Genomic DNA, 25,716 nt, shown 5'->3' with positions numbered 1-25,716 from the left:
TCAGCGCGGATGCGGCAACAGCCCGAGCCGGGTCGCCTCGAACACCGCCTCGTTCTTGGAGTGCACGGCGAGCTTGCCGTAGAGGTTCTTGATGTGGGTCTGCACCGTATGCACGCTCAGGTCTTTCAGGCGCGCGATCTCGGCATACGAAAAACCGCGCGCGACCAGCGTCAGGACCTCCTGCTCGCGGCCAGACAACAATTGCCGCACAGCGGCATCCGCCGTGGCCAGCGCCGTGCCGCGTCTCTCCGTCGCCTGCGCGCCGGAATGCAGCAGGCGGTACTTCTCCAGCACCCGCCGGGCAATCATCGGAGAGATAGGCGATGCGCCGCCCTTCATCTCCACGATGGTCTGCGCGATGTCTTCGGGCGCAGCGTCTTTGTGGATGTATCCCACGGCACCGGCCTCGATGCTCGACAGCACGTTGTCTTCATCGCCGAAGACTGAAACGACGAGCGGATCGCATTCCGCAAAGCGCGACACGGCGGAGCGAATCACATCGAGCCCACTGCCATCGGGCAAACCGAGATCGACCAGCAGCACATCGGGTGGCTCGGCCGTCCGTTGCATCCACGCGACAGCTTCGGCCACCGTTCCGGACGAGCCGAGCCAGCGCAAACGCGGGCTGCGCCGCACGCTCACCTCGAAAAAACTGCGCGTACGTGGATCGTCCTCCACCACGTAGACGGTCCAAATGCGCTCCGGGCTGCTCCCGCTCCCCTCGGTTTTCATGCACCGAGCATAAAGCCCGGAAACAGTAAGTCACGTTGTTGAACTACCCGATTCATGGGATGGGCGCGGCGGGCCTCGGTCACGACACTGGCGCCGCACACCTGTAACGCTTCGTTAATCACCGGTGCATTTCGAGGACCTCATGCGACCCCACACCCTGAAATTCAAGGTCGGTTTGACCACCGCCCTTCTCCTCTCCCTGGCTGCTTGCGGTGGTGGCGGCGGTGGCAGTGGAGGCTTTGCGGTGCCGACGACTACACCTGCGACAACTGCCGCACCCGCGGCGCCGGTTACCGAAACCACCACGACGCCTCCAACGCTCGCCAAGCTCGATGGCGTGGCCGCCACCGGCGCCGCCTTCGCCGGCGCCACGGTGACGGTGGTCGATCAGACCGGCACGACCGTGTGCACCACGACCACCGATGCTGCCGGCGCTTTCAGCTGTACTTTGCCCGCGACCACCAAGGCCCCGCTGGTCATCAAGGCCAGCCGTGACGACCATATTTTCTACAGCACCACGGCCAGCGCCGCGGGCGGCATCGCCAACGTCACGCCGCTCACCACCATCATCGTTTCGCAGCTGTCGCCGGACGGCAATCCGGCCAGCCTGGCCGGTGCCATTCAGACCAATCCGTCCAGCGTGACCACGGCCACGATCCAGACGCAGGTCGCCGAGCTGGTCGCCGCGCTCAAGCCTCTGCTCGACGCGTTGGGCCAGGGCGCCATCGACGTGATGGCGGGTGGCTTTACCGCCAACGGCACGGGCCAGGACAAGGTGCTCGACGCCATTTCGGTCAGCGTGCTGCCCAACGGCAGCTCGGCCAACATCGAGATCACGGTCAAGACGATTCCGACCAGCGACGGCGCCGCGCCGGTGTCGATCGCGTTCAACACCGCCGACACGGCCACTACACCGACGTTGCCACCCATCGCTGCAGCCGCCGTTGCCGCCATGCCCGCACCCGCCGTGGTCGCCGCGCTGTTCGATCGCATGACCTCCTGCTACGCCCTGCCGCTCACGCAACGTGTCGGCGGCTCTGGTGCCCTTGCGCAGGGCGGCGGCGCTGTCAACGACACCACCAGCGCCACGGGAACGGCTGTCAACGTGATAGCGCCAGCTTGCAAAACGCTGTTCCTCGGCGACGACCCCGCGACGTTCTACAACAACGGCTACGCCGTCGGCCGCGACAGCGGCAACAACGGCTCGTTCGCGGGCATCTTTCGCCAGGGCGCCACCGGCGTGACGTTCGACCGCGGCAATTTCGAGTTCGTGCGCAGCAGCGGCGACTTCGTGCTGAGCTACCGCACGGTAGACCGCTTCGGCAGTACCGACAACGACACCATCATTGCGCGCAATGTCGATGGCGTGCTCAAGCTGGTCGGCAACAACTACGTCTACCGCGCCTCGGTGCGGCCGTATTCGGAAGACCGCGAACTGGTCAACACGCCCAACTTCAGCTCGTATATGACGGGCTACAACATCTCCATCGACAACAAGACGGTCTCTGGCACCTCGATTTTCACCAAGGTCGAAGTCACATCGCCGTTCAGCGCGACGAAGATCGTCTTCTATCCGCAGTCGGGCCTTTCTTTCCTGGCTGTGAGCAAGGACGGCACGAACACGGCGGGCCAGGTCATCTCGAGCAGCATCGTCCGTCTGGGCGGCGAATTCCAGAACAAGGCCAATGCGGGTCTGGTGAGCGCAGCCGAGACGAACATCTACTTCGTGTCGCCCAACTACACCGATGCGCAGATCAGCGCGATACAGAACCAGAGCGTCTGGCAGCTGGAATTTTTCCCGACGGGCGGTTCATCCGTGATCCAGACCTACCGCACCGTATCGCGTGCGCAGACCATCGGCGAAATCCGGCAGCTCGCATTCGTCCAGGCGACGCCGGTGCAGAAGGCGGAGCTGATCGCCGGAACGAGCGCCGCGGGTCGCTACACGTTTGGCGTCCCGAGCGTGGGCGACCCGAACATCATCGACTTCAGCAGCGAAGGCAACCTCGACGCCTGGATGCTGCCAGCGGGTGCGCTGGCGCCCACCTCGTTCAGCGTGATCGGGCGCGTCGCCGGCCCCGGCAGTGCGTCCTTCAACGACAGCACCGGCCTCACCAGCACGCAACGCAAAGGCATCATCTATTGCTCAAGCCAGAGCAGCGCCGATCTGCATTGCGACCCCACGCTCACCACCCAGTATGCGAATGGCAGCTCATTCCACCTGCTCGAGCTCTGGGCGCGCAGCTCACGGCAAGTCGAGGTCAGCAAGAAGCTTGCCCTCTACAAGCTCCAATAACGAACTGCTTTGGAGCCCAAAGCCCCGCACCTGCGGGGCTTTTTTATTGCCAGAATCAATCTGCAAATCACCTCATGCGCCCGATGCCCACCACCCATCTCCTCTACCTCCACGGCTTCCGCTCCTCGCCGCAGTCCGCCAAGGCGCGGCTGGTCGCACAGCGGGTGGCAGAGCGCCATCCCAAGGTGCATTTCTGGGCGCCGCAATTGCCGCCGTCTCCGCACGATGCGATGGACAGGGTCATGAAAGGCATCGCCGACTGGCCGCGCGAATCGATGGCCGTTATCGGTTCGTCGCTCGGCGGTTTCTATGCGACCTACGTGGCCGGCATGACGCGCTGCCGCTTGGTCTTGCTCAACCCGGCAGTGCATCCGGCCCGCGACCTGTCGCGCTACATCGGCGAGCAGACCAGCTGGCACGATCCGTCCGAGCACTTCTATTTCAAGCCCGACTACATCGACGAACTGCGCGCGCTCGAAGTCGGCACGCTCATCCGGCCGGAACGCGCGCTGGCGATCGTCGCCAAAGGCGATGAAGTGCTCGACTGGCGCGAAATGTCCGCGCGTTATCCCGGCAGCCGCATCGAGCTGATCGAAGGCAGCGACCACGCGCTGTCGAATTTCGCCGGGGCCCACCTGGACGAAGTCATGCGCTTCGTCGATCCAATCTAGGCCGGGGCGCACGGCATATCCGGTGCCAGGCGGCCCCGGACGGCGTTGATAATTGCGCCATGTTTGTATTGTTTGAAGAAGCCGGCAAGTACCTCGGCGGCCGCGTGCTGTCGGAGGCCGAAGCGTCGGCGCAGGTCGAGCTCGACACCGGCAAGCGACTCAAGGTCAAGAGCGCGGCCATCGTGCTGCGCTTCGAGAAACCGTCGCCGGCCGAGCTGATCGCCGAGGCTCGCACGCTGGCCGCCACCATGGACCTCGACCTGGCCTGGGAATTCGCGTCCGAAGGCGAGTTCGGTTTTCCCGACCTGGCGTCCGACTACTTCAGCGACAAGCCGACGCTGGCGCAGCAGGGTGCCGCGCTGTTCGCGCTGTTCGATGCACCGCACTACTTCCGCCGCGCCGGCAAGGGCCGCTTCAAGAAAGCGCCAGCCGACATCGTTCAGGCCGCCCTGGCCGGCATCGAAAAGAAGAAGCTGGTGCTGGCGCAGATCGCCGAATGGGCGGCGCAGCTGGTGGCCGGCGAATGCCCGCAGCCGGTGCGCGAGCAGCTCTACAAGATCCTCTTCAAGCCCGACAAGAACGCGTCCGAGTACAAAGCGGTGGTCGACGCTTCGCGTGCCGCGCAACTGGCGCCGCTCGACCTGCTGGAACGCGCGGGCGCCATCGACTCGCCGTACCAGTTTCACTGGCGCCGGTTCCTCTTCGAGAACTTCCCCAAAGGCACGGGCTTCCCGGCGCTGCAGGCACCGGCCATCGTCGACGACTTGCCGGTGGCCACGGTAGAAGCCTTTTCGATCGACGATTCGCAGACGACCGAAATCGACGATGCGCTCTCAGTGCAGGGCATCGGCAGTGGCACCCTCGTTGTCGGCGTGCACATCGCCGCCCCCGGCCTGGCGTTGGTGCCGGGCGGGGCCATCGACCAGGTGGCGCGCAACCGCATGTCGACGGTGTACATGCCCGGCTACAAGATCACGATGCTGCCCGACGCGGTGGTCGATGCCTACACGCTGCTCGAAGGCAGCAACCGGCCGGCCGTGTCGCTCTACGCCACCTTCGACGAGGCGACGCTGGCACTGCAGGGTACCGAGACCAAGCTCGAACGCGTTCCGATCGTTGCCAACCTGCGGCACGATCAACTCGACACGGTGGTCACGCAGCCGTGGCTCGAAGACGCGTCGTTCGTCAGCCCGGACACCCCAGAGGCTGCTGCACGTTTACGCGGTCCATTGTCGGTGCTGTTCCGCCTGGCGAAGCACCTGAAAGCGCAGCGCGAAGTGGTTCGTGGCAAGCCCGAGAACTTCAACCGGCCCGACTACAACTTCCGCCTGATCGGAAACGATGGCGAGCCGCAAGGCAGCGAGCAGGTGACGATCACTACGCGGCAACGCGGCGCGCCACTCGACCTGATCGTTTCGGAAGCGATGATCCTGGCCAACAGCACCTGGGGCGCCTGGCTGGGCGAACTCGGCGTGCCGGGCCTGTACCGCAGCCAGGCCAGCATGGCGCCGGGCATCAAGGTGCGGATGGGCACGCGCTCGCTGCCGCACGCCGGCCTGGGCGTGAAGAGCTATGCATGGAGCACCTCGCCACTGCGCCGCTACACCGACCTGGTGAACCAGTGGCAGATCATCGCGGCCGCACGCCACGGCAAGACAGCCGCGCTGGCTGCGCCCTTCAAGCCGAAGGACGCCGACCTGTTCTCGATCCTGTCGGGCTTCGACGCCGCCTATGCGACCTACAACGGTTACCAGGGCGGCATGGAGCGCTTCTGGACGCTCAAGTATCTGCAGCAGCAAGGCATCACCGAGCTGACCGTGACCGTCGTCAAGGACATCCAGAACGGCGCCCTGGTTCGGGCCGATTCGCTGCCGCTGGTCTTTCCGGTGGCCGGCCAGCAGGAACGCGGTGCGCACCTGCGCGTCAAGCTCGGCGAGATCGACGAGATCGCCCTCGACGTGAACGGCACCGTGCTCGAGCGGCTCGATGTGGTGGCGGCTGACATGGAAGAAGAATCGGGCGAAGAGGACGACGAAGTCGCCGGCCCGATCGCCATCGCGGTCGACATGAGCGACGGCGAGGCAGCACCAGAAAAGGCAGCGGAGAACGCACCCGCATGAGCATGAGCGCAGCGAAATGAACCTCAAGGACCTGAGCACGCTGCAGATCGCGCTGGGGCTTTCGGTCCTGGCGCACGCTGTACTGCTCACCGTGCGGTTTGTCGACCCTGAAGCCTTCAATCGCGTCTTCAGCGAGACGCCTCTCGAAGTGATTTTGGTCAATGCGCGCAGCAACGAGAAGCCCGACAAAGCCACGGCGATTGCGCAAACGTCGCTGGCTGGCGGCGGCGACCTCGAAAAAGGGCGTGCCACCAGCCCGTTGCCGCCGAGCGAGTTCCGCGCCATCGGCGACGCCACCGAAGATGCGCAGCGCGAGGTCGAGGCCATGCAGGCGCAGCAGATGATGCTGCTCACCCAGATCAAGCAGCAGCTGGCTGCCATGCCGCTGCCCGATCCGCGCCACAGCGGCAACCCGAGCGAGGCCGCGGCGCGCGAAGAGAAGCGCAAGCAGTTGGTCAACCTGCTGGCCGAGATCGAGCGCCGGGTCAACGAAGAAAACGCGCGACCCAAGAAGCGCTACATCAGCCCGGCCACCCGAGAGGCCGCGTACGCCGCGTACGTCGACGCACTGCGACGCCAAATCGAGCAGCGCGGCACCGAGAACTTCCCCGAAGCGGCCGGCAAGAAGATGTACGGCCAGCTGACGATGCTGGTTACCGTCAACTTCGACGGAAGCATCGTGAGCACCGAGATCGTCGAGAGCTCGGGCAACGCGTTGCTCGATCGGCGTGCGCAAGCCATCGTGCGAAGTATCGGCAACTTCGGCCGCTTTACCGACGCGATGCGCAAGCAGACCGACCAGATCGCGTTGCCGTCGCGCTTCAAGTTCACGCGCGACGAAACGACCGAGCTGTCGTCCAAGTAATCGCATCGAGCCAGGCCGCCCGAAACCACCATGGACCTGTACTGCGTGATGGGCAACCCGATCGAGCACAGCCGCTCGCCGTGGATTCATGCGCGCTTTGCGGAACTCACTGGCCAGGCCTTGCGCTATGAGCGCCGGCTGGTGCCGATGGACGGTTTCGATGCAGCGGTGTCGGCGTTTCGTGCCGACACTTCCGGCACAGCACGTGGCTGCAACATCACCGTGCCGTTCAAGTTCGACTCGGCGCGACTCGCGCAGCATGTGACGCCGCGCGCCACGTTGGCGCAAGCGGTCAATGTGTTGAGCTTTCGCAAGGATGGCATGCATGGCGACAACACCGACGGCATCGGCCTGGTGAACGACATTCAACGCAACGCCGACGTGGCGCTCGCAGGTTGCGACGTGCTGCTGATCGGCGCCGGTGGCGGCTCGGCCGGCGTGCTCGGCCCGATCCTCGAAGCCGGTGCGCGCCGCGTCGTCGTCGCCAACCGCACGCTGGCCAAAGCCATCGTGCTGGTCCAGCGGCATGCAGTGTTGGCGCTCCAGCATCACGCGAGCCTCGAAGCGCAAGCGCTGCACACCATCGGGGGCGCTTTCGACGTCGTCGTCAACGCCACGGCGTCTAGCCTGGCGGGTGGCGAGGTGCCCGTTGCGGCCAGCGTATTGAAGCGCGGCACCTTGGCCGTCGACATGATGTACGGGCCCTCGGCGGCCGGCTTCATGGCATGGGCGCGCGCACACGGTGCGGTGCCGCGAGACGGCCTCGGCATGCTGGTCGAACAGGCGGCCGAGGCCTTCGAGATATGGCGTGGCGTGCGGCCGCCGGCAGCGCAAGTGCTCGCTGAATTGCGTGCGCTGGTTGGGTGAGCAGCTCAACCAATGCGCGCTTTCTTCACCTGGCTCATGTGCCTCATCGTCGCGGCCATCGCGCTGCAGTTGTTTTTTGTCGCGCGCATCGCGTTGATGGCCGTGATCGATCCACAGTCGACAGCTTTCCAGCGCTCCGAAGCCTGGCAGATTGCGACACGCGGACGCAGCAACGGGGACGCGAGCGGAAGCCGCGCCGGCGACCGCGCCTGGCAGCAACGCTGGGTGCCGTACGCGCAGATTTCCGACACGCTCAAGCGCGCGGTCATTGCCAGCGAAGACGGTGAGTTCATCTACCACCAGGGCGTCGAATGGGAAGCCATCGAACGAGCCCGCCAGCGCAACGCCAAGGCTGAAGAGATTGCGGCACGGCGCGCCGCCGCCGCCATCGCGCGCGGCAAGTCGCCGCAAACGGCCAAGCTGCGCGGTGGCTCGACCATCACTCAGCAGCTTGCCAAGAACCTCTTTCTGTCGGGCGAACGCACCCTCCTGCGCAAGGGTCAGGAGCTGATGCTCGCGACGGTGCTGGAAACGCTCTTGAGCAAGCAGCGCATCCTGGAGCTGTACCTGAACAGCGTCGAATGGGGCGAAGGCGTGTTCGGCGCTGAAGCGGCATCGCAGCGCTACTTCAGCAAGTCCGCGTCGCGCCTCAGCGCCACCGAGGCCGCTCGGCTGGCGGTGATGCTGCCGAGCCCGAAGTTCTTCGAGCGTCGACCCGGCTCGGCCTACATCAGCGGCCGCGCTGCGACGATCGTCGCGCGCATGCCGTCGGCCGACGTGCCCTGAACGGTACCGCCCCCTTATCATCGCGCCCATGCTGGCGAAGTTGACGGGTTGGTTGTTGTTGGGAGTGGTGCGGTTATTGACCGGGGCACAGGCACGCTGGTACGGATGCCCGCCCAAGGCCGAACAGCGCATCTACTTTGCCAACCACCAAAGCCATGCCGACCTCGTGATGATCTGGGCGGCCCTGCCCGAAGAGCTGCGCAGTATCACGCGGCCCATTGCGGCGCGCGACTATTGGGCCAACACACCGTTCAAGCGCTGGATCACGACCGAGGTGTTCAACGCGGTGTACGTGGAGCGCGGCGGAGCACCGTTAGTGCCTTCTGCGCCGGCCGCATCGGCATCCACCAAGCCTGCCGTTCCAACCCTCATACCGACCGCGCGCATCGAACCCTCGATGGACCCGATAGAGCCGTTCATGATCCAGGTGCCGCCACCGGCACCGGCGGCGTTCGCAGTCAAGGCGGTTCAACTGCCTCTGATTGCATTGCCGTCGACAGAGCCCGACGCGTCGGCTTCATCGGCAGCAACTGCAACTGCAACTGCAACTGCATCCGATGCGATAGCCTCGCCCGCACCGGAAGCCGCCGACCCGCTTGCTCCGCTGATCGAAGCCCTCACCAGCGGCGACTCGATCATCATCTTCCCCGAAGGCACGCGCGGCCATACCGGCGAACCGCAAAAGTTCAAGTCGGGCCTCTTCACGCTGGCGCAGTTGTTCCCCGAGGTGGTGTTGGTGCCGGCCTGGATCGACAACATCCAGCGCGTCATGCCCAAGGGCGAAGTGGTGCCGGTGCCGATCCTGTGCTCGGTCACCTTCGGCGCGCCCATCCGGCTCGAAGAAGGCGAGGAGCGCCGCCCGTTTCTCGATCGCGCGCGTGAGGCCGTCGTCGCGCTGCGCAGCGTTTGACTCCCGCATCGATCCAGCCATCGAGATGAACCATTTCTTGCGCGACCTTTCGCCGGCCCACCAGGTCGCTGCCCTCTTCCTCCTGGTGTTCGGCGTGCTAGCCATCGTCAGCACCGTCACCTTTTTGATCAGCCTGCGCGAACGGCGCAACGCGATGCACAGCGAATCGTGGCGACGCGAGCTCAAGGTCTTTCAGCAACTGCTCAGCACCACCTGGTTCATGGTGGTCGTGTTCTGGGTCGGCTGGGCGCTTGGGGAAGGCGTCGCCACGCTGCTCTTCGCGCTGATCTCGTTCCTGGCGCTGCGAGAGTTCATCACACTGTCGCCGACGCGGCGCGGAGACCATCGCAGTTTGATCCTGGCGTTTTTCGTGGTGCTGCCGATCCAGTTCATTCTGGTCGCGACGGCGCGCTTCGACCTCTTCACCGTGTTCATCCCGGTCTACGTGTTCCTTGCCATTCCGGTGGTGAGCGCGCTGTCGAACGACCCTCACCAGTTTCTCGAACGCAACGCCAAGCTGCAGTGGGGCATCACGGTCTGTGTCTACGGCATGAGCCACGTGCCGGCATTGCTGTTGCTGTCGTTCCCGGGCTTCGAAGGCAAGAGCGCGTTCCTCGTGTTCTTCCTGGTGTTCGTGGTGCAGACCTGCATGGTGGTGCAGCACTTGATCGCGCGCCGCTTCGCCTATTCGCCGCTCGATGCAGGCCCCAGGATGTGGCGCTGGCTACAGCGCGAACCGTTCGCGCCCAACGTGAGCCAGAGCTTCAACTGGGTCAGCTGGGCGGTCGGCATGGCGATCGCCAGCGTGGTCGGCGCGCTGATGTCTTTCATCACGCCGTTCGGCTACGGCCAGGCGCTGGCGATGTCGTTGATCGCCTGCGTCGCCGGGTCGATGGGGCACCTCGTCATGAAGGCGCTCAAGCGCGACCGCGGCATTCCCAACTGGGGTCCGAAGGGCATGGGCGTGACCGGCGCCAACGGGCTGCTCGACCGCGTCGATGCACTGTGCTTCGCGGCGCCTGTGTTCTTTCATTCGGTGCGCTGGTACTTCGGCGTCTAGCCGCAGCACCCGACACTGTTTTTTCATGCGCATCCTCGGCATCGACCCCGGCCTGCAGACCACAGGCTTCGGCGTGGTCGATGTAGACGGCCACGCGCTAAGGTACGTCGCGAGCGGCACCATCAGCACGAAACATCTGGAGCGCACCAACCTGCCGGCGCGTCTCAAGGTGCTGTTCGACGGCATCGGCGAAGTCGCGGCGCGCTACCAGCCCGATGCATCGGCGGTCGAGATCGTGTTCGTCAACGTCAATCCGCAGTCGACGCTGTTGCTGGGCCAGGCACGCGGTGCCTGCCTCACGGCGCTGGTCACCTGCAACCTCAGCGTGGCCGAGTACACCGCGCTGCAGATGAAGCAGGCCGTGGCTGGCCATGGCAATGCAGCCAAGACGCAGGTGCAGGAAATGGTCAAGCGCTTGCTCAACTTGCCGGGTTTGCCCGGCAGCGATGCGGCCGATGCACTCGGCATCGCGATCACGCACGCCCACGTTGGGCGCTCGCTGGCGCGGCTGGCCGAAGCGACGGGTTCGCAACCGCCCAGCGGCCAATATCGCGCCGGCCGCAGCCGATGAGCAGCAGACAAACCGCCGATCCACGGCCTTCGAACACAACGCACCCATGACGCCCACCGCACGCCAGTCCAGCTTCGCTCTTTGCATCATCGCGTGGTTCGCCCTGCTGTTGCAGCTGAACCTGTCGGTCGGCATGACCGCCGCGAGTGGCAAGCCGGCGCTGATGGGCATCGTGATCTACCTCGGTTACTTCACGGTGCTGACCAATCTCTTCGTCGCGCTGGCACTGCTGCTGCCACTCGTGGCGCCCGACTCCACCATCGGACGCTTCGCGGCGAGGCCCATGGTCCAAGGCTGCGCCGTCGCCAGCATCCTGGTCGTCGGCATCGTGTACCACTTGCTGCTGCGCCACGTCTGGGCGCCGCAAGGCATGCAGTGGATCGCAGACATGCTGCTGCACTACGTGATGCCGATCCTGTTCTTCCTGCACTGGCTGCTTGTGCTTCCGGGCCATCGCCTGCCGTGGTGGGCGCCGCTGGTGTGGTGCCTGTACCCGGTCGGCTACCTCGCTTACGCGCTGTTGCGAGGCGAGGTGCTGCAGTCGTATCCGTATCCGTTCATCGACGTGCTGGCCATCGGCTATGGCCAGGCGCTGCTCAATGCGCTAGGGCTGCTGGTGTGCTTCGTGGTGCTGGGCCTGATCCTGGTCGCGGTGTCGAACGCGCGGGCGCGACGCAAGCGCTTCGGCTGACGCACGGAGCTGGTGCGGCGTTGCCCCGCGCCTCGTTCTTTTATCGGGAATTCTCATGTCGTAAATAGGCATGAATCGTGCACTGCGTCTGCTCGAGATTTATGCGTTCATAAATCAGACGCAATACCCGAGCGACGCAATCGCAATGCATCTTCCTTCTACCCGGAGCAGCCGTGGCACGGCTGCGGCACCCCACACGCTTGATGCACGGAGCGGCGTCAACCGGCAGAGCCGCGGCTGCAGCTTTTCACTCGACCCGGCGGCCCACTCCACCCGCGCAGCGACGGTAGCGTGGCCGCATGGGAACGCTTTTCGCCTCCTCCCTCCCACGATAGAAAGACCATGACCACTTTCGCCAATACCTCGGCGCCGGCCAGTACGACGGGACTCCTGCACAACCGCTGGTTCCAGTTGCTGATCGGTTTGATCTGCATGATGGCGATCTCCAGTCCGCAATACGTCTGGACGCTCTTTACCAAGCCGCTGTCGACCAAGCTCGGCGTGCCCTTGTCGCAACTGCAGATCACCTTCTCCATGTTGATCGTGTTGCAGACCTTCTTCGCCCCGTTCCAGGGTCGGCTGATCGAGCGCTTCGGCGCGCGCCGACTGATCTCTATCGGCACGCTGCTGTCGGGCCTCAGCTGGATGCTGGCCTCGCAGGCCTCCAGCATCGGCATGCTCTACCTCACTTACGGTCTGATCGGCGGCCTGGGCACCGGCATCGTCTACATCGGCGTCGTCGGCCAGATGGTGCGCTGGTTCCCGGACCGCCGCGGCTTCGCGGTCGGCATGGTGGCTGCGGGCTACGGTATGGGCGCGATCCTGACGACCTTTCCGATTGCCTCGGCGCTGGCCGGCCAGGGCCTGGAAAGCACGCTCTGGCAGTTCGGACTGGTGTTCGCGCTCGTCGGCGTGATTGCCTCACAGGCGCTGCGCTCGCCCGACCCTGCCTTGAAGCGTGCTGCACCTCTGCACGCCCAGCAGACCACGGGCACCGACCTCGCGCCGCGTCAGATGCTGCGCAATCCATTGTTCTGGCTGATGTTCTGCATGATGACCATGATGTCGACTTCGGGCCTGATGGTCACGTCGCAGATGGCCAGTTTCTCGCGCGATTTCGGCGTGGCCAGCGTGCTGGTATTCGGCCTGGCGGCGCTGCCGCTGGCGCTCACCATCGACCGCCTCACCAATGGCCTCACCCGCCCCTTCTTCGGCTGGATTTCCGATCGCGTGGGCCGTGAGAACACCATGTTCTTCGCTTTTGCGTTGGAAGCCGTGGCCATGACACTCTGGCTTCTGACGCGAGAGAACGCAGTGCTGTTCGTGCTGTTGTCTGGTGTGGTGTTCTTCGGCTGGGGCGAGATCTTTTCGCTCTTTCCATCGACGCTGACCGATACCTTCGGCACGCAGCACGCCACCGCCAACTATGGTTGGCTTTACATCTCGCAAGGTATCGGCTCGATCCTCGGCGGCCCGATGGCAGCGCTGATGCACGAGAAGACCGGCAGCTGGCATCCGGTGTTCGCTACCGCGATCACGCTCGACATCATCGCCGCCCTGCTGGCGCTGCTGGTGCTCAAACCCTGGCGCCGCCGCTATCTCGCGGACACCGCAACGATCAAGTGAGGGCGATGGCGCGTTGGCCGCTCAGGCCACGCGTTCAGCGATCAGCACGGCGAAGAAGCCGAACGCAGCGAGCAATGTCCACTTCAAAACGATCCAGCCGAAGCGGCGGTACTTGACCTGGCCGGTGCCCGCGTAGAACGCAAAGGACACGCCCGCCATCAGCAGGAAAAGCAGGATAGCCCAGCGAAAAAGCAGCATCGATCGTGGCGCTCGAAAAACCGGTCGCGACCCGTCGCCTACCAGGCGCGTTCGACTTCCGCGAAGCCGGCCGGAGCCTTCTTCACGTCGTCGAACGTCACGATCTCCCACGCGTCCTTGTGGGAGATGAGTTCGCGCAGCAGCTTGTTGTTCATGGCGTGGCCTGAACGAAACGCCGTGTAAGACGCCAGCAGCGGATGACCGACGATGTAAAGGTCGCCCATCGCGTCGAGGATCTTGTGCTTGACCAGTTCGTCGTCGTAGCGGAGACCGCCAGCGTTCAGCACCTTGGTGTCGTCCATCACGATGGCGTTGTCGAGACCGCCGCCGAGCGCCAAGCCCTTGCTGCGCATGTATTCGACCTCTTTGGTGAAGCCGAAGGTGCGGGCCCGTGCGATGTCTCGGCTGTAAGAACCGCTGCCCAGGTCGAACTCGAAGCGCTGACCCGTCAGGTTCACGACCCGGTGATCGAAGTCGATCTGGAAGGCGAGCTTGTAGCCATGAAAGGGTTCGAGCGACGCCCACTTCTCGTTGGCGCCCTCGCCCTCGCGCACTTCGACCTTGCGCGTGACGCGAATGAACTTGCGCGCCGCCTTCTGCAGTTCGATGCCTGCGCTTTGCAGCAAAAAAACGAAGGACGACGCGGACCCATCGAGGATCGGAACCTCGTCGGCCGTGATGTCGATGTAAAGATTGTCGATGCCCAGCCCGGCACAGGCCGACATCAGGTGCTCGACCGTTTGCACCTTGGCGCCCCCGGTCGAAATGGTCGAGGCCAGCCGCGTGTCGGTCACCGCTTCGGCCGTCATGCGGATCTCGACGGGCTCTGGCAAATCGGTGCGTCTGAAGACGATGCCCGTATCGACCGGCGCCGGCCGCAGCGTCAACTCGACGCGTTGTCCGCTGTGCAGCCCCACGCCGACGGCGCGGCTGATGGTCTTGAGCGTTCGTTGTTGCAACACGACGGCGATTCTAGAAGCGCCAGACGCCAGGCGCGCCGTGCGCCTGGCTATGCCCGCAATAGTCACGCGGAAGTCACGTTGAACTCACGCCGCTTTTGCCGTCATCAATCCGCCTGGCGGCGGAGGAAAGCGGGGATTTCGAAGTCGTCCATGCCGCCCGAAGACAACGCATCGACCTTGGCCGCGGCCATGGTGCGGTTGGTGCGCCACACGCTCGGCACTGCCATGCCTTCGTAGTTGGGCTTGCCGTGCGCGCCGGTCTGGCCCATGCCGCCCAGCGTCGGCACGTTGAAAGGACCATCGGTGCCCGTGCCCATGCCGGTGCGGATAACTTCCAGCGTCGGCGCCTGACGGCGCGCGTCTTGCCGCGACAGGCCGGTGGCGACCACGGTCACGCGCATTTCGTCGCCCAGCGTTTCGTCGTACGCCGCGCCGTAGATCACGTGCGCATCCGGCGAGGCGTAGGCGCGGATGGTGTTCATCGCGAGCTTCGATTCGTTCAGCTTGAGCGAGCCCTTGGATGCCGTCACCAACACCAGCACGCCCTTGGCGCCGGACAGGTCGATGCCTTCGAGCAACGGGCAAGCAACGGCCTGCTCGGCTGCGATGCGCGCACGGTCGGGGCCGGCCGCCGCAGCGGTGCCCATCATGGCCTTGCCCGGTTCGCCCATCACGGTGCGCACGTCTTCGAAGTCGACGTTGACGCCGCCGTACTCGTTGATGATTTCAGAGATGCCGCCGACGGCGTTCTTCAGCACGTCGTTGGCGTGCGCGAAAGCTTCGTCCTGCGTGATGTCGTCGCCCAGCACATCGAGCAGCTTTTCGTTTAGCACGACGATCAACGAATCGACATTGGCTTCGAGCTCGGCCAGGCCGGCATCGGCGTTGGTCATGCGGCGACCGCCTTCCCAGTCGAAGGGCTTGGTGACCACGCCGACGGTCAAGATGCCCATCTCCTTGGCGATGCGCGCGATCACGGGCGCCGCGCCGGTGCCCGTGCCGCCGCCCATGCCGGCGGTGATGAAGAGCATGTGCGCGCCGTCGATGGCCGCGCGGATGTCGTCCACCGCGGCTTCGGCGGCTTCACGGCCCCGGTCGGGCTTGCTGCCGGCGCCGAGGCCGCTGGTGCCGAGCTGGATGATCTTGTGCGCGTTGCTGCGCGTGAGCGCCTGCGCGTCGGTGTTGGCGCAGACGAACTGCACACCCTGAACGCCGCGCTCCATCATGTGGGCGACCGCGTTGCCGCCGCCGCCGCCGACACCGATCACCTTGATCTGCGTGCCCTGGTTGAATTCTTCGACTTCGATCATTTCGATGGCCATTTTTTAACTCCGTGAATTTGCAGTTGCCGTTTGTTTAGGGGATGAATTCTTTTGAGATCTAGCGAGTCACCGGATGACGTCAGGATGGCGGCCCGGTGCGTCGCCATCGCTCGTTGAAATGACGGGGGGGCCCGGCGCGTGCCAGCCAGAGTGGACGGTGCTTCATGGTCAGAAGTTCCCCACGATGAAGTCTTTGAAACGTCCGAAAGCAGTTTTTACCGGACCGTTCTTTTGCGCCACCTTGAAGCCCCTCATGCGTGCGAAGCGGGCTTCTTCGAGCAGACCCATGACGGTTGCGGCGCGCGGCTGAGCGACCATGTCCGACAGCGCACTCGAATACTTCGGAATGCCGCGCCGAACCGGCTTCAGGAAAATGTCTTCGCCGAGTTCGACCATGCCGGGCATGACCGCGCTACCGCCGGTGAGCACGATGCCCGACGACAGCACTTCTTCGTAGCCGGATTCACGGATCACCTGCTGCACCAGCTGGAAAATCTCTTCGATGCGCGGCTCGATCACGCCGGCCAGCGCCTGCTTGCTCAACATGCGCGGGCCGCGGTCGCCCAGGCCGGGTACCTCGACTTGCGTGTCCGGGTCGGCCAGCAGTTGCTTGGCGTAGCCGTTCTCGACCTTGATGTCCTCCGCGTCCTTCGTCGGGGTACGTAGCGCCATCGCGATGTCGCTGGTGATCAGGTCGCCGGCGATCGGGATCACCGCGGTGTGACGGATCGCGCCGTTGGTGAAGATCGCGACGTCGGTCGTCCCGGCGCCGATGTCGACCAGGCACACGCCCAGTTCGCGCTCGTCTTCGGTCAGTACCGCCTGGCTCGACGCCAGCGGATTCAGCATGAGCTGGTCTACTTCCAGGCCACAGCGGCGCACGCACTTGATGATGTTCTCGGCCGCGCTCTGGGCACCGGTCACGATGTGCACCTTGGCTTCGAGCCGCATGCCGCTCATGCCGATCGGCTCCTTCACATCCTGGCCGTCGATCACGAATTCCTGCGGCTCGACCAACAGCAGCCGCTGGTCGCTGGAGATGTTGATCGCACGTGCCGTCTCGACCACGCGGGCGACGTCGGCGGGCGTTACTTCCTTGTCCTTGACCGCCACCATGCCGCTGGAGTTGATGCCGCGGATGTGACTGCCGGTGATGCCGGTATAGACCCGGGTGATCTTGCAGTCGGCCATCAGCTCGGCCTCTTTCAGCGCCTGCTGGATGCTCTGCACCGTGGCGTCGATGTTGACGACCACGCCGCGCTTCAGGCCGTTGCTGGGCGCGACGCCGAGCCCGGCCAGCTTGAGCTCGCCCCCCGGCAGCACTTCGGCCACCACCACCATCACCTTGGCAGTGCCGATGTCGAGTCCGACGACGAGGTCTTTGTATTCTTTGGGCATGGAAGATGTCCTCGGTGTTCTTTAATTCTTCTTGGGTGCCGGCTTGACCGAAGGCTTGGCTGCAGGTTTGGCCGTTGGCTTGGCCGCTGCAGCAGGCTTCGGTTCGGGCGCGCCCGTGGTGACGCCGCGCAAGCGCAGCGCGTAAGCATCGTTGTGTCGCAGGTCGGCACTCTCGACAGAAGAGAGCGAGCGGCCGTACTGGCCCGCGACCTGCGTCACGGTCTTCAAGAAGCGCTGGGTCCGTGCCGCCACTTCCTCGCTCTGGCCGCGGCCGAGTTCGATCACGGCGCCGGTGTCGAGCGTGGCTTCCCAGCTGCCACGGCTCGACAGCGCGAGCTCGTCGATGACCAGGTCGTAGGGCGCGAACAGCGGCTCGAGTACGCGGTACATGCCGAGGACAGGGCCGGCCTTGTCGCCGGGCCCTTGCAGACGCGGCAGCGAATCGTCGACCTCGGCAACGTTGGCTTCGAACACCTCGCCGAAGCCGTTGACCAGTTTCGAATCGGCTTCTTCGCCCCAGTGCGCGACCGGCACTTGTTCGGTCAACGTGGCCCGCAGCTTGTCGGGGAACTCGCGCCGCACCACCGCCTTGCGGACCCATGGCACCGACTCGAATGCCGTCCGGGCCTTGGCCAGGTCGACGGTGAAGAAGTTGCCCGCCAGTTGCGGCGCGACGTTGGCGCGCAGCGTGATGGCGTTGTTGTGCGTCACCTCGCCGTCGACCTTGATCGCCGCGATCGGGAAGAACGGCTGACGCAGCACCCACCACGCGCCCGCCGCCAGCAACATGACGGCCACCAGCGCGAACATGAGCGTCGCGGTGATGTTCATGATCTTGACGTCGAACGGCACGGGGAGCGCATCTGCCATCAATGCACTCCCTTCGAATCGAGCGAAGCCGACGCCAGGATGCGCAGGCACAAGTCGGGGTAGTCGATGCCTGCGGCGCGCGCCGACATCGGCACCAGCGAATGCGTGGTCATGCCGGGCGACGTATTCATCTCGAGCAGAAACGCCTTGCGGTCGCTGGCGCGGATCATCACGTCGGCACGGCCCCAGCCGCGGCACCCGAGCGTGCGGTAAGCCGCCAGCGCGATCTGCTGAACGTGGCGCTCTTCGGCTTCGGGCAGGCCGCTCGGGCAGTGGTACTTGACGTCGTCGGTGAAGTACTTGTTCTGGTAGTCGTAGGCGCCTTCGGGTGCGGCGATGCGCACCACCGGCAACGCTTCCGCATCGAGGCCGTGGCCGAGCAAGGCGCAGGTCACTTCCTCGCCTTCGATGAATTCCTCGCACAGCACATCGGTGTCGTACTTCGCGGACAACGACACCGCGTCCTGCATTTCCGAATAACTCCTGACCTTGGTCACGCCGATGGACGAGCCTTCGCGTGGCGGCTTGACGATGAGCGGCAGGCCCAACACATCGGGCACGGCGAGAATCTGCTCGCGGCTTTGCTGATCGAACGCCAGGCGCATGTACTTGGGCGTCGGCAGGCCATCTGCTTGCCAGATGCGCTTGGTCATGACCTTGTCCATCGCCACGCTCGAAGCCATCACGCCCGAGCCCGTGTACGGAATGCCGAGCAGTTCCAGCGCGCCCTGCACCGTGCCGTCTTCTCCATGGCGACCGTGCAGCGCGATGAAGCAGCGCGTGAAGCCTTCGTGCTTGAGCGCGACCAGCTCACGCACCGACGGATCGAACGCGTGCGCATCGACCCCGCGCGATTGCAGCGCCTGCAGCACGCCGGCGCCCGACAAGTTCGAGATTTCGCGCTCGGCCGAGGTACCGCCGAAGAGCACGGCGACCTTGCCGAAAGCAGCCGGTTCGTGAAAGAGGTTCATAGCGCCCGTCCTTCGCGCGTGAAGCGCTCGTCTTTGGCCGGTACGGCACCCGCTGCGCCACCGCCGAGTTCGACAACCTTGCCCGGCACCGCACCGATCGATCCAGCTCCCATGCAGATCACGACATCGCCTTCGCGCGCATTGTCCAGAATGGCTCGCGGCATCGCGAGGATGTCGTCGACGAACACCGGCTCGACCTTGCCGGCAACCCGCAGTGCGCGCGCCATCGAGCGGCCGTCTGCGGCCACGATCGGCTGCTCGCCCGCGGCATAGACCTCGCCCAGCAGCACGGCATCGGCTTGTCCGATGACCTTGACGAAGTCTTCGAAGCAATCGCGCGTGCGGGTGTAGCGATGCGGCTGAAACGCCAGCATCAAGCGGCGGCCGGGGAAGGCACCGCGCGCCGCGGCGATGGTCGCGGCCATCTCTACAGGGTGGTGCCCGTAGTCGTCGATGACGGTGAAGCTGCCGGTGGCGTGCGTGCCTTGCACGGCCTGCACCGGCACATCGCCGTAGCTCTGGAAGCGGCGGCCCACGCCCTTGAAGTCGGCCAGGCCGCGCTGCACCGCTTCGTCTGGCACGTTGAGCTCGACCGCGACCGCGATGACAGACAACGCGTTCAGCACGTTGTGCTCGCCCGGCAGGTTCAGCACGATGTCCAGGTCCGGCAGCGTGATGCCGTTGCGGCGCTGCGCGGTGAAGTGCATCTGGCCGCCGACGGCACGCACATTCACACCGCGCACTTGCGCGTCTTCGTTGAAGCCGTAGCTGGTCACCGGGCACGACACCTCGGTCACGATGGTGCGCACCGCTTCGTCGTCGGTGCAAAGGATGGCAACGCCGTAGAACGGCATCTTGTGCAGGAAATCGACAAAGGCTTTTTTCAGCTTCGCGAAATCGTGCCCGTAGGTCTCCATGTGGTCGGCGTCGATGTTCGTGACCACCGCCATGATCGGCAGCAAGTTCAGAAACGAAGCGTCCGACTCGTCGGCCTCGACCACGATGTAGTCGCCGCTGCCGAGCTTGGCGTTGGCGCCCGCGCTGTTCAAGCGACCGCCGATGACGAAGGTCGGGTCGAGCCCCGCGGCGGCGAGCACGCTCGCGACCAGGCTCGTCGTTGTCGTCTTGCCATGCGTGCCGGCGATGGCGATGCCCTGCTTCAGGCGCATCAGCTCGGCCAGCATCAAAGCACGCGGCACGATCGGAATGCGCTTCTCGCGCGCGGCCAGCACTTCGGCGTTGTCGGCCTGCACGGCGGTCGACGTGACCACCGCATCGGCGCCGGCGATGTTCGACGCGTCGTGCCCGACGAAGGTCGTGATGCCGAGGCTCGTCAGCCGCTTGAGCGTGGCGCTGTCGGACAGGTCGGAGCCCGAAATGCGGTAGCCGAGGTTCAGCAATATCTCTGCGATGCCGCTCATGCCGACACCGCCGACGCCGACGAAATGGATGTGACGAATGGCGTGCTTCATGGGCGAGCCTCCTTCTTCAACGACTTCTTCTCCGCCCGCTTCGCGGCGAGTTCTTCACAGGCGCGCACGACTGCTTCGACAGCCTCGGTTTTCTGCATCGTCTTAGCCCTGGAAGCTTTGTCCACCAGCGTGGCGCGTTCGGTTTTTTGTAGCAAGTCGGCCAGCAATTCAGGGGTCAGTTCGGATTGTTGAACGATCCAGCCGCCGCCCGCGTCGACAAGAAAGTGCGCGTTGGTGGTCTGGTGGTCGTCCACCGCCGAAGGAAAAGGCACGAACAGCGCTGCTGCGCCGACGGCCGCGATTTCAGTCACGGTGCTGGCGCCCGCACGCGCGACGATGAGGTCGGCATCGGCATAGGCACGAGCGGTGTCTTCGATGAAGGGTGTGAGTTCGCCCCGCACGCCGGCGGCCGCGTAGTTGGCACGCAGCTCGTCTATCTGTTTGGCGCCGCTCTGATGTACGACGGTCGGCCGAACGGCCGGCGCGATCATTGCGAGCGCTTTCGGCACGATGGTGTTGAGCGCCTTGGCGCCCAAGCTGCCGCCGACCACCAGCAACTTGAGCGGCCCGCTGCGGCCGGCAAAACGCAGGGCGGGCGCCGGTTGCTGCAGGAAGGCCTCGCGCAGCGGGTTGCCGATCCACGTCGCGTTCTTCAACACATTGGGGAACGCGGTGAAAACGCGGTTGGCAACGCTCGCCAGCACCTTGTTGACGAGGCCAGCCACCGAGTTCTGTTCGTGCAGCACCAGCGGCTTGCCGAGCAGCACGCTCATCAGGCCGCCCGGGAAAGTGATGTAGCCACCGAGGCCGACCACCACGTCGGGCCGCACGCGGCGCAGCACCGCGATACTTTGCAGCAAGGCGCGCAACAGGCGCATCGGCAGAAGCAGCAAGGTGAGCGGGCCTTTGCCGCGGACACCGCCAAACTGCACCGGCTCGAAAGCGAAGCCGCGCGGTGGCACGAGCTTTTCTTCCATGCTGCCCGGCGCGCCGAGCCAATGCACGTTCCAGCCGCGCGTGCGCAAGGCTTCGGCCACGGCCAGTCCCGGGAAGATGTGTCCTCCGGTGCCGCCGGCCATCACCAGCGCGGTGCGATGGATGACTGCGCTCATACGCGACCGCCGCGCATCAGCACGCGGTTCTCGTAGTCGATGCGCAGCACCACAGCCAGCGCGATCAGGTTGAACAGAATGGCCGAACCACCGAAGCTCATCAACGGCAGCGTGAGGCCCTTGGTAGGCAATGCGCCCAGGTTCACGCCCATGTTGATGAAAGTCTGAAACCCGATCCAGATGCCGATGCCCTGCGCGACCAGGCCGGAGAACACGCGGTCGAGCGCGATGGCCTGGCGGCCGATGTGCATGACCCGGCGCGTCAGCCACAAGAAGAGGCCGATGGCGAGCAGCACGCCGACCAGGCCGAACTCTTCGCCGATGACAGCCAGCAAGAAGTCGGTGTGCGCTTCCGGCAACCAGTGCAGTTTTTCGACGCTGCCGCCCAGACCGACACCCCAGATCTCGCCGCGACCGATGGCGATCAGCGAATGGGACAGCTGGTAGCCCTTGCCGAGCGCGTTGTGCTCGCTCCACGGATCGAGGTACGCGAAGATGCGCTCGCGTCGCCACGAACTCGACGCCACGATAGAGGCAAAGGCCATCACCACCAGCATGGCGATCACGAAGAACATGCGTGCGTTGACGCCGCCCAGAAACAGGATGCCCATCGCGATGACGGCGATCACCATGAAGGCGCCCATGTCGGGCTCGGCCAGCAGCAGCATGCCGACCACCACGACTGCAACGCCCATCGGCAGCACGGCGCGGAAGAAGCGCTCCTTGATTTCCATCTTGCGCACCATGTAGCTGGCGGCATACAAGACCATCGCGACTTTGGCGAGCTCCGACGGCTGGAAGCGCATGAAGCCCAGCGGCAACCAGCGGCGCGCGCCGTTGACGCTGATGCCGACGTGCGGAATGAGTACCGCCACCAGCAGCAGCAGCGAGACGACGAACAGCCAGGGCGCAACGCGCTCCCAGGTCTTCATCGGGATCTGGAAGGTCAGCAACGCGGCGATGAAGGCGACGATCAGCGAGGCGATGTGGCGCGTCAAAAAGAAGTAGGGGCCGTAACCCTGGCGGATGAAGCGCGGGTTGTCGGGCAGCGCGATGGACGCCGAATAGACCATCACCATGCCCCATGCGAGCAGGGCAATCGTGACCCAGACCAGCGCTTGGTCGAAGCCGAGCACGCGCATCGGCGCGGCTTTGGTTTGCGTGGTGCCGGCGCTGCCGAGATGCACCGGTAGATGGATCGGCAACGCATCGATGCTGCGTTTGGCGCGGCCGAACCAGCCACCAAAGCGGCCCGGTGCGACATCGGAAGTGTGCAACGTCGCGGAACTGGTGTTCATGCCGGCGCTCCCGAAGTTTCGCGCGGCATATCGGCCAGCGCCTGCACCGCGTCGCGGAACACCGCCGCACGGTGGCCGTAGTCGCGGAACATGTCGAAGCTGGCGCACGCCGGCGACAGCAGCACCGCATCGCTCGGCCGCGCGCTACGGGCTGCGAGCTGCACAGCTTCGTCCATCGATGCGGCCTGGACCAAGGGCACGTTGGTAGACGCGAGTGCCTCGGTGATGAGTGGCGCGTCGTGCCCGATCAGCACCACGGCACGCGCAAAGTTGCGCACCGGTTCGGCGAGCGGCGAAAAGTCCTGCCCCTTGCCCTCGCCCCCGAGGATCACGACCAGCTTGCGTTCGGCACCCAGGCCGTTGAGCGCGGCCACGGTCGCACCGACATTGGTGCCCTTGCTGTCGTCGAAGTACTCGACTTCGTCCACGGTGGCGATCGACTCGACGCGGTGCGGCTCGCCGCGGTACTCGCGCAGGCCGTAGAGCATCGGCGCAAGCTGGCAGCCGGCCGCGGTGGCGAGCGCCAGTGCCGCGAGCGCGTTGAGCGCGTTGTGCTGGCCGCGAATGCGCAGCGCGTTGGCCGGCATCAGGCGCTGCATGAAAATCTCTTCTTCGACCGCCGCACCACGTTTGCGCTTTTGCGTTTCGTCGGCTTCGAGTGCACGCACCAGCCAGCCCATGCCGTTGATCTGCTCGATGCCGTAGTCGCCCGGACGCAGCGGCATGGTGCCGCCGAAGGTCACATGCGCGCGCACTTGCGGGCGCTGCAGCTTGGCCCGCACGGGCGGCGGCAACATCGCCATCACCGTGGCGTCGTCGCGATTCAGGATCATCGGGCCACGTGCGCCGAAAACCCGCGCCTTGGCAGCCGCATAGGCCACCATGTCGCCGTGCCAGTCGAGGTGGTCTTGCGTGACGTTGAGCACGACCGCGGCCGTTGGCTCGAAGCCCTGCACGCCGTCGAGCTGGAAGCTGGAGAGTTCGAGCACCCACACCTGCGGCAGCGTGTCGGCATCCATGTGCGCAGCCAGCGTGTCGAGCAGTGTCGGGCCGATGTTGCCGGCAACCGCGACCGTCTTCCCGGCGCGCTCGACCAGTTGACCTGTGAGCGCAGTGACGGTCGTCTTGCCGTTGGTGCCGGTGACAGCGAGTACGGCGGGGGTGTAGCCTTTAAGCGCTTCGGGCGGAACGATGACGGCCAACGGCGCTACGGCAGCTTCTTCATCGTCTTCGGCCAACGCGACGGCAACTTCGAGATCGGCCTCTACGTCGTCGTCCGTCTGTTCGCCGGCTTCGGCTTCCGGCTCGACCGGCGTCGGCTCCGCGACGGTTTCCTCGACAGGCACTTCAGGCACTTCAGGCACGTCCGGCGCGATGCGCAGATCGGCGAGCGCCTGCGCGAACAGGTCGAGTTCACCGGCGACCGGCAGGCCCATCGCGCGCGCCGCATCGGCGACCGGCGCGATCGCTTCCGGCGACAGCCCCGGCGAGCGATATACCGCACGCACCGGCGCGCCCTCGACCAGCGCTGCAGTGAACGCGCCGCCGACGAATGTCGCGCCAGGCACATCCTGCTGCAGCATCGCAAGTTGCGGCGGCGCTTCACGCGTGTCGGCGACGGTCACGAGCGCGCCGTGGCGCGCGCACCAGCGTGCCATCGCCAGGCCGGACGCACCGAGGCCCAGAACGAGCACGTGAAGATCTTGAAGGTGCTTCATCGGTTCTTGTCTAGCGCAGCTTCAGTGTCGACAGACCGACGAGGCACAGCAGCATCGTGATGATCCAGAAACGCACGACGACTTGCGTCTCTTTCCAGCCGCTTTTTTCGAAGTGGTGGTGCAGCGGCGCCATCTTGAGCACGCGCCGTCCGGCGCCATAGCGCTTCTTGGTGTACTTGAAGTACGTGACCTGCGCCATGACCGAGATCGCTTCGACCACGAAGATGCCGCCCATCACGAAGAAGACGATTTCCTGCCGCACGATGACCGCGATGGTGCCGAGCGCGCCGCCCAAAGCCAGCGCGCCGACGTCGCCCATGAAGACCTGCGCGGGGTGTGTGTTGAACCACAGGAAGGCGAGCCCCGCGCCGGCCATCGCCGAGCAGAACACCAGCAATTCGCCCGAGCCCGGGATGTGCGGAAACAGCAGGTAGCGCGAGTACACGGAGCTTCCCGTGACGTACGCGAACACGCCGAGCGCCGAGCCCACCATGACGACCGGCATGATCGCCAGCCCGTCGAGCCCGTCGGTCAGGTTGACCGCGTTGCTGGAGCCCACGATCACGAGGTAGGTGAGGATGACGAAGCCGATGCCGCCGAGTGGGTAGCTCACCTCTTTGAAGAACGGCACCAGCAGATTGATCTTGGGCGGAAAACTCAAGTCGAATCCCGAGCGCACCCAGGCGTAGAACAACTCGACCACGCGCCAATTGGAGCTTTCCGAAATGCTGAAGAGCAGATAGAAGCCGGCCACCAGGCCGACCACCGACTGCCAGAAATACTTCTCGCGCGAGCGCATGCCTTCGGGGTCTTTGCGCACCACCTTGCGCCAGTCGTCGACCCAGCCGATGGCGCCGAAACCCAGCGTTACCCAGAGCACGATCCAGACGAATCGGTTCGACAGGTCGAACCACAGCAGCGTCGCGAAGGCGATCGAGAACAGCACCAGCACACCGCCCATCGTCGGCGTGCCGCTCTTGGTCAAATGCGAGTCCATGCCGTAGCCGCGAATCGGCTGCCCGATCTTGAGTGCGGTCAGACGCCGAATGGCATACGGGCCCACCGCCAGGCCGATCAGCAACGCAGTGGTCGCGGCCATTAGCGCCCGAAACGTCAGGTACTGGAACACGCGCAAAAACCCGAACTCGGGGGACAGGGTTTGCAACCATTGGGCCAGGCTCATCAGCATGGTGCGTGCGT

Annotated in this window: 23 protein-coding genes; 11 read left to right on the top strand and 12 right to left on the bottom strand. The window is 65.0% G+C overall.

Annotated elements, in window-relative coordinates:
* Entirely contained in the window at positions 1 to 732 is a 732-nt protein-coding gene (locus RCH10_RS06620) for a LuxR C-terminal-related transcriptional regulator (protein WP_409051776.1), read from the bottom strand.
* A 142-nt stretch (positions 733 to 874) separates the two neighbouring features.
* Between RCH10_RS06620 and RCH10_RS06615 the strand changes: the two genes are divergently transcribed.
* The 11 genes from RCH10_RS06615 to oxlT all read left to right on the top strand — a co-directional run bounded on the left by RCH10_RS06615 (position 875) and on the right by oxlT (position 13,195).
* Positions 875 to 3,028 (top strand): Ig-like domain-containing protein, encoded by a 2,154-nt coding sequence (locus RCH10_RS06615; protein ID WP_409051775.1) that lies wholly within the window; start codon positions 875 to 877, stop codon positions 3,026 to 3,028.
* 83 nt (positions 3,029 to 3,111) lie between these two features.
* Positions 3,112 to 3,699, top strand: coding sequence for a YqiA/YcfP family alpha/beta fold hydrolase (locus RCH10_RS06610; protein WP_409051986.1), 588 nt, complete (start codon positions 3,112 to 3,114; stop codon positions 3,697 to 3,699).
* A 59-nt stretch (positions 3,700 to 3,758) separates the two neighbouring features.
* Complete coding sequence (locus RCH10_RS06605; protein WP_409051774.1) at positions 3,759 to 5,819, top strand: ribonuclease catalytic domain-containing protein; 2,061 nt, start codon at positions 3,759 to 3,761, stop codon at positions 5,817 to 5,819.
* Positions 5,820 to 5,835: 16 nt separating this feature from the next.
* The gene (locus RCH10_RS06600; RefSeq protein WP_409051773.1) at positions 5,836 to 6,684 is read left to right on the top strand and encodes an energy transducer TonB; all 849 of its coding nucleotides are present in this window, start codon (positions 5,836 to 5,838) and stop codon (positions 6,682 to 6,684) included.
* A gap of 30 nt (positions 6,685 to 6,714) precedes the next feature.
* Positions 6,715 to 7,551: a shikimate dehydrogenase gene (gene aroE / locus RCH10_RS06595; RefSeq protein WP_409051772.1), complete on the top strand. Its 837-nt coding sequence runs from the start codon at positions 6,715 to 6,717 to the stop codon at positions 7,549 to 7,551.
* A 12-nt stretch (positions 7,552 to 7,563) separates the two neighbouring features.
* Entirely contained in the window at positions 7,564 to 8,337 is a 774-nt protein-coding gene (locus RCH10_RS06590; protein WP_323494856.1) for a transglycosylase domain-containing protein, read from the top strand.
* 28 nt (positions 8,338 to 8,365) lie between these two features.
* Complete coding sequence (locus RCH10_RS06585) at positions 8,366 to 9,247, top strand: lysophospholipid acyltransferase family protein (RefSeq protein WP_409051771.1); 882 nt, start codon at positions 8,366 to 8,368, stop codon at positions 9,245 to 9,247.
* A gap of 25 nt (positions 9,248 to 9,272) precedes the next feature.
* Positions 9,273 to 10,307: a phosphatidate cytidylyltransferase gene (locus tag RCH10_RS06580; protein ID WP_409051770.1), complete on the top strand. Its 1,035-nt coding sequence runs from the start codon at positions 9,273 to 9,275 to the stop codon at positions 10,305 to 10,307.
* A 25-nt stretch (positions 10,308 to 10,332) separates the two neighbouring features.
* Positions 10,333 to 10,878 carry a crossover junction endodeoxyribonuclease RuvC gene (gene ruvC, locus RCH10_RS06575; RefSeq protein WP_323500040.1) on the top strand — a complete coding sequence of 182 codons (546 nt, stop codon included), beginning with the start codon at positions 10,333 to 10,335 and terminating at the stop codon, positions 10,876 to 10,878.
* A 46-nt stretch (positions 10,879 to 10,924) separates the two neighbouring features.
* Positions 10,925 to 11,569, top strand: coding sequence for a Pr6Pr family membrane protein (locus RCH10_RS06570; RefSeq protein WP_409051769.1), 645 nt, complete (start codon positions 10,925 to 10,927; stop codon positions 11,567 to 11,569).
* A gap of 342 nt (positions 11,570 to 11,911) precedes the next feature.
* Positions 11,912 to 13,195, top strand: a complete 1,284-nt coding sequence (oxlT, locus tag RCH10_RS06565) for an oxalate/formate MFS antiporter (RefSeq protein WP_409051768.1) — start codon at positions 11,912 to 11,914, stop codon at positions 13,193 to 13,195.
* A 21-nt stretch (positions 13,196 to 13,216) separates the two neighbouring features.
* On the opposite strand, the gene RCH10_RS06560 is transcribed toward oxlT, so the two are convergent.
* The 11 genes from RCH10_RS06560 to mraY form a co-directional block, all read right to left on the bottom strand.
* Positions 13,217 to 13,393 (bottom strand): hypothetical protein, encoded by a 177-nt coding sequence (locus tag RCH10_RS06560; protein ID WP_187054359.1) that lies wholly within the window; start codon positions 13,391 to 13,393, stop codon positions 13,217 to 13,219.
* Between the two features lie 38 nt (positions 13,394 to 13,431).
* On the bottom strand, positions 13,432 to 14,355 hold the full coding sequence (gene lpxC / locus RCH10_RS06555) for a UDP-3-O-acyl-N-acetylglucosamine deacetylase (RefSeq protein ID WP_409051767.1): 924 nt from the start codon (positions 14,353 to 14,355) through the stop codon (positions 13,432 to 13,434).
* A 104-nt stretch (positions 14,356 to 14,459) separates the two neighbouring features.
* Complete coding sequence (gene ftsZ / locus RCH10_RS06550; protein ID WP_187054357.1) at positions 14,460 to 15,677, bottom strand: cell division protein FtsZ; 1,218 nt, start codon at positions 15,675 to 15,677, stop codon at positions 14,460 to 14,462.
* 168 nt (positions 15,678 to 15,845) lie between these two features.
* Positions 15,846 to 17,075 carry a cell division protein FtsA gene (gene ftsA, locus RCH10_RS06545; RefSeq protein ID WP_409051766.1) on the bottom strand — a complete coding sequence of 410 codons (1,230 nt, stop codon included), beginning with the start codon at positions 17,073 to 17,075 and terminating at the stop codon, positions 15,846 to 15,848.
* A gap of 21 nt (positions 17,076 to 17,096) precedes the next feature.
* On the bottom strand, positions 17,097 to 17,945 hold the full coding sequence (locus RCH10_RS06540) for a cell division protein FtsQ/DivIB (RefSeq protein ID WP_187054355.1): 849 nt from the start codon (positions 17,943 to 17,945) through the stop codon (positions 17,097 to 17,099).
* The gene (locus RCH10_RS06535; protein WP_409051765.1) at positions 17,945 to 18,916 is read right to left on the bottom strand and encodes a D-alanine--D-alanine ligase; all 972 of its coding nucleotides are present in this window, start codon (positions 18,914 to 18,916) and stop codon (positions 17,945 to 17,947) included. The genes RCH10_RS06540 and RCH10_RS06535 overlap by 1 nt, the downstream gene beginning before the upstream one ends.
* Positions 18,913 to 20,388, bottom strand: a complete 1,476-nt coding sequence (gene murC / locus RCH10_RS06530; RefSeq protein WP_409051764.1) for a UDP-N-acetylmuramate--L-alanine ligase — start codon at positions 20,386 to 20,388, stop codon at positions 18,913 to 18,915. The genes RCH10_RS06535 and murC overlap by 4 nt, the downstream gene beginning before the upstream one ends.
* Positions 20,385 to 21,500, bottom strand: a complete 1,116-nt coding sequence (gene murG, locus RCH10_RS06525) for an undecaprenyldiphospho-muramoylpentapeptide beta-N-acetylglucosaminyltransferase (RefSeq protein WP_409051763.1) — start codon at positions 21,498 to 21,500, stop codon at positions 20,385 to 20,387. Before murG ends, murC begins: the two co-directional genes overlap by 4 nt.
* Positions 21,497 to 22,798 carry a putative lipid II flippase FtsW gene (ftsW, locus tag RCH10_RS06520; RefSeq protein WP_409051762.1) on the bottom strand — a complete coding sequence of 434 codons (1,302 nt, stop codon included), beginning with the start codon at positions 22,796 to 22,798 and terminating at the stop codon, positions 21,497 to 21,499. Before ftsW ends, murG begins: the two co-directional genes overlap by 4 nt.
* Positions 22,795 to 24,516 carry a UDP-N-acetylmuramoyl-L-alanine--D-glutamate ligase gene (murD, locus tag RCH10_RS06515; RefSeq protein ID WP_409051761.1) on the bottom strand — a complete coding sequence of 574 codons (1,722 nt, stop codon included), beginning with the start codon at positions 24,514 to 24,516 and terminating at the stop codon, positions 22,795 to 22,797. The genes ftsW and murD overlap by 4 nt, the downstream gene beginning before the upstream one ends.
* Positions 24,517 to 24,526: 10 nt before the next feature.
* Positions 24,527 to 25,705 (bottom strand): phospho-N-acetylmuramoyl-pentapeptide-transferase, encoded by a 1,179-nt coding sequence (gene mraY / locus RCH10_RS06510; protein ID WP_187054349.1) that lies wholly within the window; start codon positions 25,703 to 25,705, stop codon positions 24,527 to 24,529.
* Positions 25,706 to 25,716 lie beyond the last annotated feature (11 nt).

The sequence above is a fragment of the Variovorax sp. GrIS 2.14 genome (genome assembly GCF_046115955.1).
Classification (GTDB): domain Bacteria; phylum Pseudomonadota; class Gammaproteobacteria; order Burkholderiales; family Burkholderiaceae_C; genus Variovorax.
Note: the sequence above shows the minus strand (reverse complement) of the source record. Positions and strands in the feature narration are given on the sequence as shown.